Here is a 15876-nt window from a genome sequence, read left to right on the forward strand (position 1 = left end):
CTGAGGTAAATATGAGCAAGCAATACGGTTACTTCGATGACCAAAACAAGGAATACGTACTAACTACGCCGAAAACGCCGATAAAATGGGCGAACTACGTGGGAACTCTCGACTTTGGCGGTTTAGTGGATACCACTGGCGGCACCGTTGTGTGTAAACAAGATCCCGCCTTAAACCGTATTACTAAATACATTGCCCAGTTGCCACAGTCTGAGTTTAAAGGCTCAACGGTGTATATTCGCCGCAAAACTGCGCAAGGTTACCAACTGTTTTCTCCGTTCTTTACGCCAACGTTAGAAGCCTTAGATAAGTTTGAATGTCGCATTGGTTTGTCTTACACCCGCTGGGTAGTTGAAGCTCAAGGTTTGCGTATCGACCTTAAGATTTTTGTTCCTCAAGGTTCTAGCACCTTAATTCAAGATATCCAGGTCACTAACATTAGTGAGCAAACCCAAGCGGTAGATGTAGTTCCGGTTTACGAGTTCACCCACTTTGATGCTTTAAAACAGCTAGTGAACGCCGATTGGGTACCGCAAACTATGGCGCTAAAAGCGCACCCAGAAAGCACTGGCCACGTAGTATTAGAGCAATATGCTTTCATGAAGCGTGATAGCGCCGTGAACTACTTAAGCTGTAACCGCCCAGTTGATTCTTGGGAGGGTGACCGCCGTGCATTTTTGGGCGATAACGAATTTGGCTCTTGGTCAAAACCCTTATCACTAATGGAGCCTAGCTTAGGCAACTCTGAATGTGACCGCGGTGATAACGTAGGCGCGCTATTGGTGAACTTGGGCGAACTTGCGCCGGGTAGCACCGAGCGAGTAATTACTCAGTTAGGCCAAGTAAGCAGTTTGGCCGACGCCAAACCAAGCATTGATTTATATCGCCAAGAAAGCGCTGTAGACCAAGCCTTTGTTGAGCTATCTGGATTTTGGGAAGACTACCTACAAGTGATGCAGGTAGACACCCCAGATACAGCCATGAACTCAATGCTCAACGTACATAATCCTCGCCAATGTCACACCACTAAAAACTGGTCTCGTTACCTGTCTTTATACCAGTTGGGCTACGGCGCTCGCGGTATTGGCTTTAGGGATTCATCGCAAGATTTAATTGGTGTGATGTCGCACATGCCGCAAGAAGCACGCGAATTTGCCGAGCGTTTATTATCGGTTCAACTCGCCAACGGCTCGGCCATGCACCAGTACTTCCCACTCACTATGGAAGCCAACGAAGGCGACTCACGCGAAGAGCCAGAGTGCCCTAACTACTACGGTGACGACCATTTGTGGATCGTACTTACGGTTGCCCAGTACTTAAAAGAAACCGGCGATCTGGATTTCTTAAACAAGCCTATTTCTTATTACAGCAAAACCCTAGAACCTGAAGATCGCCCGCAAGCCAGCGTTTATCAACACTTGCTTAAAGCCGTTGATTTTACGTGGAATAATGTAGGTGAACATGGCCTACCACTACTCGGTTTTGCTGATTGGAACGATACTGTTAACTTGCCAACAGGCGCTGAGTCTCTGTTTGTTGCTAACTTATTTGGCAAAGCGCTAAAAGAGTTGTTAGACATTGCTAAAACCTTTGATGACCAGAGCAGCTACGATTTGCTCAATGGCTACTATCAAGAAATGAAGCAACGCGTTAATCAGCATGCTTGGGACGGCGAATGGTGGGTGCGCTACTTTACCAACGAAGGCCAACCGATTGGTTCGCATAAAAACCAACATGGTAGTTTATACACCAACGGACAGTCGTGGCCGGTCATCTCTGGCTTTGCTGAAGGCGACCGCATGCTAGCCGGCCTTGACGCTGTTAATCACAAGCTAAACACCAAGTACGGCATTATGTTGTCTGGCCCTGGTTACAATGGTTTTGATCCACAACTGGGTGGTGTAAGTACTTACCCACCGGGTGCTAAAGAGAACGGCGGTATCTTCTTACACTCAAACCCTTGGGTAATGATGGCCGAAACCATAGCTGGTAACGGCGACCGTGCCTTTGAGTACTACAACCAAATTAACCCTGCTTTCCACAACGATAACTTGGATGTATTCCAATCCGAACCTTATTGTTACCCGCAAAATATTCTAGGCGCGGAACACAAACAATTTGGTATGGGTCGCAACGCCTGGTTGTCGGGCACCTCTGCCTGGACTTATGTAGCTGGTACCCAATACATCTTGGGTATTAAACCCACGCTAACGGGGCTAGAAGTAGACCCTTGTATTCCAACGGCATGGCCTGGCTTTAGTGTGAAACGCCGTTACCGTGGCGCGCAATACAACATTAAGGTTAGCAACCCTAACGGCGTAAGCTCGGGTGTGGTAAGTGTTACCGTAAATGGTGACGCGATCGATGGAAAAGTGCTACCTGTCTTTAGTGAAGGCGAGCATCAAGTAGAAGTGGTACTAGGCTAAACCGAGTACAGCAATAAAAAGCCAGCATCATGCTGGCTTTTTTGTATTTAAAATAACGACTTACTATGGAAGAGCTAAAGACCTTTGCGTCTCTGCATCAAACAAGTGCACGAAGGTGGCATCTAAAAATATCTCTAGAGACTTGGGCAATTGACCATGCTCCGCTGGAGCTTCAATCACAATATTCTGCCCGCCCATTTCTGCTTTCACGTGCATAGTCGCACCTAATAATTCACTATCAGAGAAGGTAGCTTTGGCCGCTATAACGTGGCTAGCTTCTAGCTGTTTCTCATGTAAATGAATATCGTTAGGGCGAATGCCTAGCGTTAGTGCATGACCTTCTTGTAGCTTGCCTACAAATTTCTCTGGGGCTTTAATCACCTGGCCAGCTAATTCCAATAGCCACTCGCCGTCTTGCTGTTTAGCAGTCGCTGGGATCATATTCATAGACGGTGAACCGATAAAGCTCGCTACAAATTGATTTTTAGGCTGAGTAAACACCTCATAAGGCGTACCAATTTGTGCGGTAACCCCTTTGTTCATGATCACGATGCGGTCTGCTAAGGTCATCGCCTCTACCTGGTCATGCGTAACATATAATGTAGTTACACCCAATTTGTGGTGCATGTCTTTTATTTCTGCACGCATTTTGCCGCGAAGCTTAGCGTCGAGGTTAGATAAAGGCTCATCAAACAAAAATAGCTTAGGCGTGCGCACCATAGCCCGCCCCATGGCGACTCGCTGGCGTTGCCCACCAGAAAGTTGTTTAGGTTTACGATGAAGATAGTCGGTTAACTGCAGCATTTCGGCTGCCCAATCCACCGACTTTTTAATCTCTTCTTTCTTAACCCCTTGAACTTTAAGCGCAAAGGCAATGTTTTCGTACACTGTCATGTGGGGGTAAAGCGCATAGCTTTGAAATACCATGGCAAGATCGCGATCTTTTGGGTCAACGTCGTTAAGGCATTTTTCATCCATACAGATTTGACCCGAAGAAATGGTTTCTAAGCCGGCCACCATCCTCAAAATGGTGGATTTACCACACCCAGAGGCTCCGAGTAATACCACAAATTCACCATCACTCATCTCTAAGTCGAAACCTTTTACAATTTCAACTTTGCCGTAACTCTTACGTAGATCTTTAAATGACAGTGACGCCATAATTATGCTCCTGCGCGTTGTTGTAAAAATTGTTGGAAGTATTTAGCACTTTGCTTAAGCACTCGTTGCTGGCTTGCGTAATCAACATAAACAATGCCAAAACGTTTCTCATAACCGAAGGCCCACTCAAAGTTATCCATTAAACTCCAAGCAAAATAGCCACGCATATCCACACCCTGCTCCATTGCCACAGCCACCGCGTCTAGGTGTGATTGGTAGTAGTCACAACGTTGTTGATCGATCACTTCACCATTTTTCAGGCTGTCTGCACCGGCCATGCCGTTTTCGGTAATGAAGATCGGCGGCAAGGTATAGCGCTGATTAAGTTTTACCAATAAAGCGGTGAGTGCTTCAGGGCACACTTCCCAACCCATATCTGTACGCTCTACATCTGGCAACACCACTTGGCGCGGACCATTTTCAGTGGCTTTAATCACGTGGCGGGTGTAGTAGTTAATGCCTAAGAAGTCGATGGGTTGGCTAATTAAGGCCAGATCGCCAGGTAAAATAGTCGGCCACCATAATGGTTGCTGCTGGCGAATCGCTGCTGGGTATTCCCCTTCAACAATTGGTTGTAAGAACCAATGAATGCCTTGTTGCTCATCAAAATCGGCAGCTAATACATCAGCCGCGTTGGTTGGGTCTGCTGGGTAAGCAGGGGTAAAGTTAAGTACAATACCGTGCTCTGCTTTAGGGGCGTTTTCACGCATTTTTGGCAGTGCTAAACCGTGAGCTAGCAATATATGGTGAGCAGCTTGAAAACCTAGTTTATCGTCTGTTAAACCGGGGGCGTGCTGACCAAAGCGGTAACCTAAAAAGGCACTACATAGTGGTTCGTTAAAGGTAGCATAACTAAATACTGAATCACCTAAGGCTTTTGTCATGATGTCGGCAAATTCAGCGAATTTATAGGCTGTTTCGCGACTTAACCAACCACCTCGGTCTTCTAAATACTGAGGTAAATCCCAGTGATAAAGGGTAACAAATGGCTTAATGCCTAATTCATTAAGCTTGGCAATTAAGCGTTTATAAAACTCAATTCCTTTACTGTTTACTTGCCCTTCTACTGGCATAATACGCGGCCAAGCAATCGATAAACGGTAAGCGTCAACACCTAACTCGGCGATCATCTCTAGGTCTTGTTCCCAAAGATGGTAGTGATCACATGCTACCGTGCCGTCGTCGCCATTAGCCACTTTTCCGGGAGTGGCACAAAAACGGTCCCAAATAGACTCACAACGTTCATCTTCTTTATTCGCGCCTTCAATTTGAAACGCAGCGGTAGCCACACCAAATACAAAATCACTACGACGAAAAGGAGACGACTCGGGAAATTCAAAAGACATAACACAACCTCAACACTACGCCTTTACTGACGCATATCATTATATTCATGGGATAAAAAAGAGACTGCCAGCAGATTTACTGCTGATCGACCTTAGCTATACATTCACAAAAACGCATAGCTAACATCAAGCAAGGAGTCGATTAAGAGTAACTGGGACAGGTCATATTCAACTCCTTAAATTGGGTAGGTAAGCTAACCGACGGGAGGTGCCGACGATTCTCGCACTATAAGTTGTGGCTCTAACTGCACACCTTTTACTAGGTCTACATTTGATAAATTCTGTAACACCATATTTGCTGCGATAGTGCCCATTTCTTCAATTGGAAAACGAATAGTGGTCATCTTTGGTCGCAAATAGCGCGAATAAAACATGTCATCGTAGCCCACCACCGAAATTCGCTCCGCTGGTGATTCATTGTCTAGCGACAAAATGTCGTATACGCCAATAGCAATGTTATCGTTACCGCACACCACTCCGGTGAACTCAACATCACGCTGGAATAACTTAGCCGCCGCTTTGTTGCCGCCATCTTCTTGGTACAAACCTTCTACGACCAACTGTGCGTCGTATTCTATGCCTGCTTCATTAAGGGCATTACGGTAACCTTGTAAACGCTCTCGCGCATCAAGGTGAACTAATGGGCCCGTGATCGAAGCGATTTTTGTATGACCTAAATCGATAAGATGTTTGGTCGCCAAATAACCACCTAATTCATTGTTCAAATAAATACAGCGATTGGCTAACTCCGGCACATAGCGGTTTAATACAAAAATATTAGGATTACGCTGACACATTTCGATCAGCTCATCGTCACCCATGGCCTGTACCACCAGCAAAATTGCGTCGACACGACGAGAATTTAAAAAGCGAATCGCATCTCGCTCTTGTTCTAAATCATCGTGGCCACTGGTAGCGATAAGGTGCTGGCCTTCGTTTCGCAATACCGATTCAATACTGTGCATCATGGGACCATAGAACGGACCAGATAAGGTACCCACTACAATCCCCACGCTATAAGAGCGGTTGGTCGCCAGAGCTTGAGCAAATGAATTAGGTTGATAACCCAATTTATCCATCGCAGCCATAACACGCTCTCGGTTAATTTCCGATACCTTGTTATTGCCATTCATCACTCTAGATACGGTTGCTTGCGATACACCCGCTAGATCAGAGACTTCCTTGATCGTTGCCATTATTACTTTAGCCTCGCTGTATTAGTAAGCGCTGACACTATAGTTTCTCTGGGCACAGTCAGAGTTAACCTATTCCCGTGAAAGCGCTTTCTCTTAATATGACTGATTGCAGTTATTTATGTCAATTGCCTTTGGGGGCAGCAAATCTGATATGTGAGCCGCCGCAAAGTTTCGATTTCATTGGTGAAAATTAGATTTGAAGCCAAAAAGTCATTGGCCCGTCATTTACTGAAGACACTTGCATGTCGGCTGCAAAGACACCGGTTTCGGTGGCTAGGCCGCGGTCTTTACAGGTACTTACAAAATGTTCGTAAAGATGTTTAGCTTGCTCCGGCGTAGCCCCTTTAGAAAACCCGGGGCGCAAGCCTTTATCGGTATCGGCCACTAAAGTAAATTGCGACACCACCAATAAACTTCCCCCAGCTTGCTGCACATTCAGGTTAGTTTTACCGTTTTCATCGGCAAAAATGCGGTACTTAATAACCTTTTCACAAAGCTTCACCGCTTTGCTTTGATCATCGGTTTGTTCAACGCCTAGCAAAACTAATAAACCAGGGCCAATACTGCCACTTGTTTCACCACTAATTGTGACACTGGCCTGCTGAACCCGTTGAATTAAAGCAATCATAACGACTCCTCTATGTTGCTATCTATCTGTTGTGCTTGTTGCTGCTGTTGTGAAAACTCGCCAAGGGCGGCGGTGATCTCTGCGCCTATCAATACCACTACCCAACTCACATAAACCCATACAAATAATATGGGAATACTTGCTAAGGCACCGTAGATCACTTGGTAAGAAGGAAATGAAGCCACATATAAGGCAAAACCACGCTTGCCCAACTCAAATAGCAAAGCGGCGACAACCGCACCGGTTAAACCATGTTTAAAACGAATTGATTGGTTAGGCACCAATAAGTACAACAAGCAAAACGCGCCAATGGAAAACAACAAAGGCACCATACGTAACAGTTGATTCCATATTCCCAACAATGTTTCATCGGCAAACAACTGCATAGAGAAAATATATGAACTTAAGGCTAAGCTGCCTCCCATTAACAAGGGGCCTAAAGTAAGAATCATCCAATACATAGGAAATGCGCTGCTCCAGCGTCGCTTCACCTTTACTCGCCAAATCATGTTCAAACTTTTGTCGATGGTAGAAATCAACATCAGTGCTACCACCGCCAATGCGGCTATTCCTACCGCGGTCATTTTTGAAGCGTTCTCCACAAAACCGCGCAGATTCTCTTTAACCACCTCGCCAGAGGCTGGCACAAAGTTGCTGAAGACAAAATCTTCAATATGAATTTGAAATCCAGCAAACACCGGAAAAGCACTGATAATTGAAAAAGTAACCGCCACCAAAGGCACCAACGACAGCAACGTGACATAAGCAAGTGAGCCGGCAATCATCGTGAGTTTTTCTTGTTTGATACGCTGAATCAGAAAATGGCTAAAGCTTTTTGCGGTGGCAAAATAACCTTGCCAATCAAGCGTTTTTAAACGGCCACTCATGATTAATTTCACTCCTTTGTTTTTTATGGCTAAAGAATGACTCAGATATGCGCTCAACTCAAGTTTAACAAGGGCTTAAGCCTCTTATTTAACAAAAAAAAGCTAAACAAAAGCTGATGTTTTTTTGAACTGAATCACATAAAGTGCTAGACTCCCGCCCCATTTCGTTTTGTTCTTTTTTGGATCCTAAGAACCATGTTTGAATTTCCTAAATTTCGGGGAGCTACGGTTAAAAACGACCTACTCTCTGGTTTAACTGTAGCGCTTGCGCTTGTTCCCGAAGCAGTAGCCTTCGCTTTTGTTGCTGGTGTAGAACCTTTAGTCGGTTTATACGCGGCCTTTATGGTGGGTTTAATTACCGCTGTAATTGGTGGTCGCCCGGGGATGATTTCTGGTGCCACTGGCGCACTTGCGGTAGTAATGGTCGCCCTAGTCGCAGACCACGGGGTACAGTATTTATTTGCCACCGTGGTATTAATGGGGATCCTGCAAGTGCTTGCGGGGGTATTCCATCTCGGTAAGTTTATTCGCATGGTACCCCACCCAGTAATGCTAGGCTTTGTTAATGGCTTAGCCATTGTGATTTTCTTAGCGCAATTAGGGCAGTTTCAAGTGCCTAATGCCTTTGGTGAAATGGAATGGATGCAAGGTAGCCAACTATGGATTATGTTAGGCCTAGTGGCGATTACTATGGCAGTAATCCACTTTTTACCGAAGCTTACCAGTGCAGTACCTGCTTCTCTAGTCGCCATTGTGGGGGTAACGGTATCAGTGCATGTGCTTAATTTGGATACCCGCACCGTAGTAGATTTTGTACGTAGTATGACTGGCGACGCTAATGCGACAATTGCCGGCGGCCTGCCAAGCTTTTCTATTCCAAGTGTGCCTTTCAACTTAGAAACCCTAAAAATCATCTTCCCTTATGCTCTAGTATTGGCGGCAATTGGTTTGATTGAGTCTCTACTAACCTTAACGGTAGTTGATGAGATGACAGGCACGCGTGGTCACGGTAACAAAGAATGTATTGGCCAAGGTGTGGCTAATGTAACAACAGGCTTCTTTGGCGGTATGGGCGGTTGTGCAATGATCGGTCAGAGCATGATCAACATTCGCTCTGGTGGTCGTGGTCGGCTGTCTGGTATTACCGCTGCTTTAGCCTTATTAGGCTTCATTTTATTTGGCTCTTCGCTAATTGAAATGATTCCTTTAGCTGCTCTAGTTGGTGTGATGTTCATGGTTGTACTAGGTACCTTCGAGTGGGCCAGTTTGCGCATGATTAACAAGGTACCAAAAGCAGATTTCTTTGTGATTGTATTAGTATCGGTTGTCACTGTATTCACTGACTTGGCAGTAGCCGTAGTGATTGGTGTAATTGTGTCGGCTTTGGTATTCGCTTGGAACCACGCAAAACACATCTACGTGACTACGTCTAGCGATGATGAAGACCACAAGGTGTATCAACTAGATGGCCCATTGTTCTTTGGTTCTGCGGCTAACTTCTTAGACTTATTTAGCCCAGCCAACGATCCAAAAGATGTAGTGATTGATTTTGCTAAATCGCGAGTGAGTGATCACTCTGCAATTGAAGCCATTGATACCTTGGCTGAGCGTTACGAAAAAGCCGGTAAAACTCTGCACCTTAAGCACCTTAGCCCTGAATGTCGCAAGTTACTAACTAAAGCAGGCAGCGCGGTTGAAGTGAACTTGATTGAAGATCCTAGCTACAAAGTTGCCAGCGATACGCTAGACAACTAAGCGCGTTAAACCTCTTCAAGATAAAGCCGTTAACTCCGAGTGAGTTAACGGCTTTTTTTGTGCTCGCATGCTAGATTAAACAGAGGTTGTGCAGGGTTAGGGGCCACAGTGCTAGATTCATTTTTGTCTGACTTAGGTTTGCTCATTTATGTTTTGCTGATTATTGCAGTGGCCCTGCAAGTGATGTTAAAACGCCGCCCAGTAGGCGTAACCCTTACTTGGCTACTACTGATTTTTGCAGTACCTTTACTGGGTATTATTTGCTACCAGCTATTTGGTGAGCGCTATTTGGGCCGCTTGCGCGCTAGACGAGCGCGAGTAATGGAAACCAAGTACAAACAAAGTGTACACCAGTTCAAGCGTTCCCCCCACGCTGTAGAGCGCTCCTGTTCAGAACAAGCAGAACCCCTAAATAAACTAACCCGGCGCTTGCTTGGCTTGCCAATATTGGGAGGAAATTTATTACAAAACCTTGAAGATTCCCTCTCTACGCTAAGCCAGATAACGCAAGATATACACCAAGCAAAAACCACCATCTACCTTGAGTTTTACATTGTACAACTCGGTGGATTAGTCGAGCCCTTGTTAGACGCTTTGGCGCATGCTGCCCAACGAAAAGTAAGTGTATACTTACTGGCTGACTCGGTAGGCTCAAGAGAGTTTTTAAGCTCCGAGAAAAAAAACCAACTAGAACATGCTGGCGTCAATGTGATTGAAGCATTACACGCCAACCCCATTCGAATGCTACTACAACGGATAGATTTAAGGCTGCACCGAAAAATTGCTGCCATTGACCAACACGTGGCGTATACCGGCTCTATGAATCTCGTAGACCCACGCTTATTTAATCAGCAGCGCGGCCTTGGCCAATGGGTTGATTTGATGTTGAGAGTCGAAGGCCCCGCGGCAGTAAACCTGCAAGCGGTGGTCGCTTACGATATTGAAATGGAAACTGGCTTAGCACTTATCGAGCAATTGGATTTAGTCTCCCCTGCCGCCTCTGCTGGCCAACAGCTCATGCAGATTATGCCTTCAGGACCTGGCATCTTTGGCGACCATATTATTCAGTTACTGCTTTCGTCTTTATATTTAGCCAAGCAACAAATTGTATTAACCAGCCCTTACTTTGTACCTGATGAAAGCCTGCAAATGGCTTTAGTGACAGCCGCTAATCGCGGGGTAGAAGTTAACCTAATTTTACCCGCAAGAAATGACTCCTTTTTGGTACGGTACGCCAGCCATTCCTTTTATCAGCAACTATTAGATGCTGGCGTTAATATCTTCAAATTCAATGGCGGTTTATTACACACCAAAAGCCTGCTAATCGATCAACAAGTTGCTTTGGTGGGCACCGTAAATTTAGACATGCGCAGTTTATGGCTTAACTTTGAAGTGACATCGATTATTGATGACAAAGATTACGCCAAAGATTTATACAGAATCATGCAACACTACTTACAACAGAGCAGTAAAGTGGATGCCATTGCCTGGCGAAAACGTCCCGTTTATCGACGGTTGATGGAAAATATTATCCATATTTTTAGTCCTTTGCTGTAGCAATCAAACGGCCTAATTCCTAGCAAGGCACATTATTCACTACTGAATTTTTATTCAAGCGCAATACTCTTACAGGAAGTCATCGTTCGAGCTAAGGCTAGAATACATTAATGCAAGGCTTAGCTGACAAGCCTTAAATGCCCAACCCCCAACTATCATCCACTACAATACATTTATAGTATGAATAAGGCTTTCAGCACCTATAAACTGAGCTACCGCACATTTCAATCACAAAAACATCTAAATAAAGTGACTAAATAGCCATTTGAGCATGTAATCAATCCCCCCATAATTATACATTTTCGCCCGTTATGCTTGGCGATTTATAGGATTAATCTAGGTTTTCATGTGAGTCACCAACATCCCAGCTCCATTGCTCCGCGTAAGTTGCAACTAAGCGCCTCCTCTGTTAAGCAATTAGCACTTCAGCACCAAGGCGAAGAACTCGCGCAACGCTACCAACGTTTTTTTCAAGCGAGTATCGCGAGTAACGATTCTGAAGTGAAGAAGGTCTATCAATTACGCCATCGTGTTTATTGTGAAGAGTTTAAATTTGAACCGAGCAATAAGCTGCAGCAGGAAAAAGACAACTACGATAGCTACTCACAGTATTGCCGAGTACAACATTTAACCAGCGGGCTTGATGCCGGTTGCTTAAGAATGGTGCACCCAAAAGGTCAGCAAAGCCTGCCTATTTTGGATGCCTGTGGCTCGGCCATTACTCATCAGGCACTGCACCCAGATAACTTTGCCAGAGAAAGTGTTTGTGAAGTGTCACGAGTTGCTTTGGATACGCAGTTTCGTCGCAGAAAAATCGACGCGAGGAGTGGGGCTAGGCCATCAGGTATTACTTTGGCGGAGTTTAGTCAAAAAGAAATGCGCACCTTTCCCTATATCACCATGAGTTTGTATTTAGCAGCATCGATTGTTGCAGAACAAAGTGGTATTAAACACGCTTACGTGATGGTTGAACCCAAACTCGCCCGAAGCTTGTCCTTGTTTGGCATTAAGATGACGCGCATTAGTCCAAATATTGATTACCACGGTATTAGAGCCGCTTACCACATCACTCTTGAGCGTTTTCAAGAGCAACTCCCCTTGTTGTATCAACCTTTGTTCGAGCTGATTAAACAAAGCGTTAACCCTAAAATAGGCTTTCTCGCCAACGCCCCCGCTTAACAAAAACTTTTTACAAAAACTAAAAAAGGCAGCCTAAGCTGCCTTTTTTCAATCAAGTAATAAGCGCTTGCTTATTGTGCCTTAGGTGGGCGACCCGCGCGCTTACGCTCGTTTTCAGTAAGCAAACGCTTACGAATACGAATGCTTTCAGGCGTCACTTCTACTAGCTCGTCATCATCAATAAACTCAAGCGCTTGCTCAAGAGTCATAAGAATCGGTGGCGTTAGTACTTGTGCTTCATCAGTACCTGAAGAACGTACGTTAGTTAGCTGCTTACCTTTCAGACAGTTTACTGTTAAATCGTTATCACGGCTGTGAATACCCACAATTTGACCTTCGTATACTTCGTCGGCGTGTTGAGTAAACAAACGACCACGATCTTGTAGGTTATACAACGAGTAGGTCAGTGCTTTACCGGTAGCATTTGAGATCAGTACGCCGTTTTGACGTTGACCAATCGTACCGCCCTTATGTGGGCCGTAACGTTCAAAAGTATGGTAAATCAAACCTGAACCTGAAGTTAGCGTCATGAATTCAGTTTGGAAACCCATTAAGCCTCGGCTTGGCATCAAGAAGTCCATGCGTACACGGCCTTTACCATCTGGCGCCATATCAGTAAGGTCACCCTTACGTAAGCCCATTTGCTCCATAACACTACCCTGATGCGCTTCTTCAACATCAATGGTTACTGTTTCGTAAGGTTCTTCAAGTTTGCCATCTACTGTACGCAGAATTACTTCTGGGCGTGATACCGCAAGCTCAAAACCTTCACGACGCATGTTTTCGATAAGGATACCTAAGTGAAGCTCACCACGGCCAGATACGCGGAATTTATCCGGATCGTCCATTTCTTCAACACGTAAAGCAACGTTATGAACCATTTCTTTTTGCAAACGCTCAAGAATGTTTCGAGAAGTAACAAATTTACCTTCTTTACCAGCAAACGGAGAGTTGTTTACTTGGAAAGTCATGTTAACCGTAGGCTCATCAACACTCAGTGGCGTTAAGGCTTCAACGTTGTTGGTATCACAAATGGTGTCAGAGATTTTAAGCTCGCCAAGACCTGTAATAGCAATAATGTTACCGGCTTCAGCTTTCTGTGTTTCTTGACGCTCTAGGCCCAAGTAACTTAGCACAAGGCCAACTTTACCATTGCGGGTTTTACCGTCAGCGCCCACTACAGTCACTTGTTGGTTAGGCACAACACTACCGCGGGTAATACGGCCTACACCGATAACACCAACATAAGAGTTGTAATCTAACTGAGAAATTTGCATCTGGAAATCGCCACTTGGGTCAGCAGCTGGAGGAGCAACATTGTCAACAATTGCTTGGAACAATGGTTCCATGTTGTCTGATGGCTCATCTAAATCCATGGTTGCCCAGCCGTTAATCGCTGATGCATAAACCACTTTAAAGTCTAACTGATCGTCAGTTGCGCCAAGGTTATCGAATAAATCAAATACTTGATCCATAACCCAATCAGGGCGAGCACCTGGTTTATCAATCTTGTTGATCACTAAGATTGGCTTAAGGCCTTGAGCAAACGCTTTTTGTGTTACAAAGCGTGTTTGCGGCATTGGGCCTTCTTGGGCATCAACAAGTAACAACACTGAGTCAGCCATAGACATAACACGCTCTACTTCTCCACCGAAGTCGGCGTGTCCAGGAGTATCAACAATGTTGATATGGTAGTCGTTCCATTCAATAGCAGTATTTTTTGCAAGAATGGTAATACCACGCTCTTTCTCAATGTCGTTAGAGTCCATGACTCGCTCTTCAGCATCACCACGAGTAGTTAGCGTACCGGATTGCTGCAATAACTTGTCAACTAGGGTCGTTTTCCCGTGGTCAACGTGAGCAATAATGGCGATGTTTCTTAACTTATCTAGCACGGCTCTCAGCCCTTTTATAATGAGGTAAAAGTAAAAAGTGCGCTATTGTACATATAAACGACAACTTCTCATAGTTTTAAGTTGATCACGGTTTTTCTCCTACCCACTTAGGGTATGATAAGTGCGGCTAGAAACTTAACGCACCAAAATGGACAAGAACAGCACCACAAAAGTGCATCGCATTGCACTAAATTGATGCCCCTTCCCATAACAACCATATATATCAATATCTTATGTGTTGGCACAGTTTTAGCTTCAAGCAACACAACAGCGTTAATTCGTTATAAATACTATTAAATCGATTGAACCATCAATTTTGATGACACCGGAGGTTAAAAACATGTCTGCAGAAGTTTTAGCTTTGCTTAAAGAGCAAGAGGTTAAATTTGTTGACTTACGCTTTACCGATACTAAAGGTAAAGAGCAACACGTATCTATTCCATCTCACCAGGTTGACGAAGATTTCTTCACCGACGGCAAAATGTTTGATGGTTCTTCTATTTCAGGCTGGAAAGGCATTAACGAATCAGACATGGTATTAATGCCTGATCCTGCGACTGCAGTACTAGACCCGTTCACAGAAGAAAACACTCTAAACCTTCGTTGTGACATTCTTGAGCCAGCAACTATGCAAGGTTACGACCGTGACCCACGCTCTGTAGCTAAGCGCGCTGAAGAATACATGCGTTCTACCGGTATTGCAGATTCTGCATACTTCGGTCCTGAGCCAGAGTTCTTCTTGTTTGATGACGTTAAGTACAAAACTGACATGTCAGGTTCTATGTACAAAATTGATGCTGATGAAGCGTCTTGGAACTCAGACAAGCATTTTGAAGACGGTAACACTGGTCACCGTCCTGGCGTTAAAGGCGGTTACTTCCCAGTAGCACCAGTTGATTCTTCACAAGACCTACGCTCAGCAATGTGTTTAGTACTTGAAGAAATGGGTCAAACTGTTGAAGCGCACCACCACGAAGTAGCAACAGCTGGTCAGAACGAAATCGCCACTTTATTCAACTCAATTGTTGAAAAAGCTGATGAAACTCAAGTTCTTAAGTATGTTGTTCACAACGTAGCTCACGCTTACGGTAAGACAGCGACTTTCATGCCTAAGCCAGTTGTTGGTGATAACGGTAGCGGTATGCACGTTCACCAATCAATTTGGAAAGACGGCGAAAACTTGTTTGCTGGTGACCTATATGGTGGCCTATCTGAAACTGCATTGTTCTACATTGGCGGTATCATCAAGCACGCTAAAGCGATTAACGCTTTTGCTAACGCATCTACCAACTCTTACAAGCGTTTGGTACCAGGTTTCGAAGCGCCAGTTATGCTAGCTTACTCAGCACGTAACCGTTCTGCTTCTATCCGTATTCCAGTAGTACCTTCGCCTAAAGCGCGTCGTATCGAAGTACGTTTCCCTGACCCAACAGCTAACCCATACTTAGCATTCTCTGCAATGTTGATGGCTGGCCTTGACGGGATCAAAAACAAAATCCACCCTGGCGATGCTATGGACAAGGATTTATACGACCTACCTGCAGAAGAAGCGGCTGAAATTCCACAAGTGGCGACCTCACTTGAGAATGCACTAGCTTGCCTAGATGCAGACCGTGAATTCTTAACTGCTGGCGGCGTATTCAGCAACGATTACATCGATTCTTACATCGCATTGAAATCAGCTGACGTTGAACGCATCAACATGACAACTCACCCAGTTGAGTTCGAATTGTACTACAGCGTATAAACAAAACGTTACACAGCTTAAAAAACCCGCTTTAAAGCGGGTTTTTTTATTGCTTTTCAATAGGTTTTTGCCCACCGTTAGCAGGTTGAATGGAGGAAT

General features: G+C 44.8%; 11 protein-coding genes. 5 read left to right on the forward strand and 6 right to left on the reverse strand.

Translation table 11 applies throughout. The features are described from left to right. Positions 1 to 11 precede the first annotated feature (11 nt). On the forward strand, positions 12 to 2426 hold the full coding sequence (locus Q4549_RS12075) for a glycosyl transferase (protein ID WP_303552085.1): 2415 nt from the start codon (positions 12 to 14) through the stop codon (positions 2424 to 2426). 63 nt (positions 2427 to 2489) lie between these two features. Here Q4549_RS12075 and Q4549_RS12080 read toward each other — a convergent pair whose 3' ends face one another. The 5 genes from Q4549_RS12080 to Q4549_RS12100 all read right to left on the reverse strand — a co-directional run bounded on the left by Q4549_RS12080 (position 2490) and on the right by Q4549_RS12100 (position 7644). Next, entirely contained in the window at positions 2490 to 3587 is a 1098-nt protein-coding gene (locus Q4549_RS12080; RefSeq protein ID WP_303552087.1) for an ABC transporter ATP-binding protein, read from the reverse strand. A 2-nt stretch (positions 3588 to 3589) separates the two neighbouring features. Further along, positions 3590 to 4933: a GH1 family beta-glucosidase gene (locus Q4549_RS12085; protein ID WP_303552089.1), complete on the reverse strand. Its 1344-nt coding sequence runs from the start codon at positions 4931 to 4933 to the stop codon at positions 3590 to 3592. 194 nt (positions 4934 to 5127) lie between these two features. Beyond that, positions 5128 to 6129, reverse strand: a complete 1002-nt coding sequence (locus Q4549_RS12090) for a LacI family DNA-binding transcriptional regulator (RefSeq protein WP_137672435.1) — start codon at positions 6127 to 6129, stop codon at positions 5128 to 5130. 190 nt (positions 6130 to 6319) lie between these two features. Further along, positions 6320 to 6757, reverse strand: coding sequence for a D-aminoacyl-tRNA deacylase (dtd, locus tag Q4549_RS12095; RefSeq protein WP_303552091.1), 438 nt, complete (start codon positions 6755 to 6757; stop codon positions 6320 to 6322). Continuing rightward, the gene (locus Q4549_RS12100) at positions 6754 to 7644 is read right to left on the reverse strand and encodes a virulence factor BrkB family protein (RefSeq protein ID WP_303552093.1); all 891 of its coding nucleotides are present in this window, start codon (positions 7642 to 7644) and stop codon (positions 6754 to 6756) included. Before Q4549_RS12100 ends, dtd begins: the two co-directional genes overlap by 4 nt. Before the next feature lie 195 nt (positions 7645 to 7839). Between Q4549_RS12100 and Q4549_RS12105 the strand changes: the two genes are divergently transcribed. The 3 genes from Q4549_RS12105 to Q4549_RS12115 all read left to right on the forward strand — a co-directional run bounded on the left by Q4549_RS12105 (position 7840) and on the right by Q4549_RS12115 (position 12135). Further along, positions 7840 to 9399, forward strand: coding sequence for a SulP family inorganic anion transporter (locus Q4549_RS12105; RefSeq protein ID WP_303514589.1), 1560 nt, complete (start codon positions 7840 to 7842; stop codon positions 9397 to 9399). A gap of 108 nt (positions 9400 to 9507) precedes the next feature. Next, entirely contained in the window at positions 9508 to 10956 is a 1449-nt protein-coding gene (cls, locus tag Q4549_RS12110) for a cardiolipin synthase (RefSeq protein ID WP_303552095.1), read from the forward strand. A 348-nt stretch (positions 10957 to 11304) separates the two neighbouring features. Further along, positions 11305 to 12135 carry a PEP-CTERM/exosortase system-associated acyltransferase gene (locus tag Q4549_RS12115; RefSeq protein WP_303552097.1) on the forward strand — a complete coding sequence of 277 codons (831 nt, stop codon included), beginning with the start codon at positions 11305 to 11307 and terminating at the stop codon, positions 12133 to 12135. A 71-nt stretch (positions 12136 to 12206) separates the two neighbouring features. Here the strand turns inward: Q4549_RS12115 and typA are convergent, their stop codons facing one another. Further along, the gene (typA, locus tag Q4549_RS12120) at positions 12207 to 14030 is read right to left on the reverse strand and encodes a translational GTPase TypA (protein WP_303552099.1); all 1824 of its coding nucleotides are present in this window, start codon (positions 14028 to 14030) and stop codon (positions 12207 to 12209) included. A 340-nt stretch (positions 14031 to 14370) separates the two neighbouring features. On the opposite strand from typA, the gene glnA reads away from it, so the two are divergent. Then, on the forward strand, positions 14371 to 15777 hold the full coding sequence (gene glnA, locus Q4549_RS12125; protein ID WP_137672442.1) for a glutamate--ammonia ligase: 1407 nt from the start codon (positions 14371 to 14373) through the stop codon (positions 15775 to 15777). Positions 15778 to 15876 lie beyond the last annotated feature (99 nt).

Source organism: Agarivorans sp. 2_MG-2023 (genome assembly GCF_030548085.1).
Taxonomy (GTDB): Bacteria; Pseudomonadota; Gammaproteobacteria; order Enterobacterales; family Celerinatantimonadaceae; genus Agarivorans.

Coding starts and splice junctions, on each gene's coding strand:
- Q4549_RS12075 (WP_303552085.1), top strand. CDS start 12: ATGAGCAAGCAATACGGTTACTTCGATGACCAAAACAAGGAATACGTA.
- Q4549_RS12080 (WP_303552087.1), bottom strand. CDS start 3,587: ATGGCGTCACTGTCATTTAAAGATCTACGTAAGAGTTACGGCAAAGTT.
- Q4549_RS12085 (WP_303552089.1), bottom strand. CDS start 4,933: ATGTCTTTTGAATTTCCCGAGTCGTCTCCTTTTCGTCGTAGTGATTTT.
- Q4549_RS12090 (WP_137672435.1), bottom strand. CDS start 6,129: ATGGCAACGATCAAGGAAGTCTCTGATCTAGCGGGTGTATCGCAAGCA.
- dtd (WP_303552091.1), bottom strand. CDS start 6,757: ATGATTGCTTTAATTCAACGGGTTCAGCAGGCCAGTGTCACAATTAGT.
- Q4549_RS12100 (WP_303552093.1), bottom strand. CDS start 7,644: ATGAGTGGCCGTTTAAAAACGCTTGATTGGCAAGGTTATTTTGCCACC.
- Q4549_RS12105 (WP_303514589.1), top strand. CDS start 7,840: ATGTTTGAATTTCCTAAATTTCGGGGAGCTACGGTTAAAAACGACCTA.
- glnA (WP_137672442.1), top strand. CDS start 14,371: ATGTCTGCAGAAGTTTTAGCTTTGCTTAAAGAGCAAGAGGTTAAATTT.